This window comes from Lepagella muris, from assembly GCF_004793975.1.
Classification (GTDB): Bacteria; Bacteroidota; Bacteroidia; order Bacteroidales; family Muribaculaceae; genus Lepagella; species Lepagella muris.
In genome coordinates this window covers 1-1,079 of the sequence record NZ_SRYB01000079.1, presented here as the reverse complement: position 1 = coordinate 1,079, position 1,079 = coordinate 1, and the positions used below count along the sequence as shown (strand labels likewise).

1 protein-coding gene is annotated in these 1,079 nt (G+C 52.2%); it reads left to right on the top strand.

The features are described from left to right. Positions 1 to 780, top strand: a 780-nt coding sequence (locus tag E5331_RS20085) for a dTDP-glucose 4,6-dehydratase (RefSeq protein ID WP_136013299.1), incomplete at its 5' end; no start/stop codon positions are given. Between the last annotated feature and the right edge of the window lie 299 nt (positions 781 to 1,079).

The window sequence follows — 1,079 nt, the reverse complement described above, 5'->3', positions numbered from 1 at the left end:
TCGTTGCCGGAGAGGTATGAGGGTAAGCGTTTCTATCATATCTCGACGGATGAGGTGTATGGGGCTCTTGAGCTGACGCATCCGGAGGGTGTGGATGCACCGTTCTCCACGAAGGCATCGAGCGGGCAGAAGCATGAGGCGTATGGCGAGCTCTTCTTCACGGAGGAGACGAAGTACAATCCCCATTCCCCGTATTCTGCATCGAAGGCTTCATCCGACCATTTCGTGCGTGCCTATCATGACACCTACGGCATGCCGACGATCGTGACTAACTGCTCAAACAACTATGGACCGTACCAGTTCCCGGAGAAGCTGATACCGCTCTTCATCAACAATATCCGTCACCGCAAGCCGCTCCCCGTATATGGAAAGGGTGAGAATGTGCGCGACTGGCTATATGTGGAGGACCATGCGCGTGCGATCGACACGATCTTCCATGAGGGTAGGGTTGCCGACACATACAACATCGGCGGTTTTAATGAGTGGAAGAATATTGATATCATACGGGTGATTATCCGGACTGTTGACCGTCTGCTCGGTAATCCGGAGGGCTACAGTGACGAACTGATCACGTTTGTGACGGACCGTCTGGGTCATGACATGCGCTATGCGATCGACAGCCGTAAGCTCCAGCGTGAGTTGGGTTGGGAGCCGAGTCTCCAGTTTGAGGAGGGTATAGAGAAGACTGTGCGTTGGTATCTGGATAATCAGGAGTGGATGGATAATATCACGAGCGGGGATTACGAGCGTTATTACGAAGAGATGTATAAGGGGAGATGAGCGAGATGCGCCGGGAGGATGAAGGGGCTTTTTCTTTGGAATTTGAATGGAATTCAAATTGACTTGGATTTGAGCTGACGCTCAAACGAAACTGCTGGAACATTTGGCTTCTTGGCTCTCTCTTTCTGGGGCTGAGGAGCCAATATCTTTAGCTTCTGCTTTTCTGGGGTTGGATTTTTTATGCGGATTGGCGGGATTGAGTTTTTGAGGGAGGGGGAGGGGTTTTCTCCCCGGGGTTGTCCGGAGTTCTGGTTTGTGACGCGGGAGGGGATCTCGGAGTCGTGCTGGAAGGGGTATTA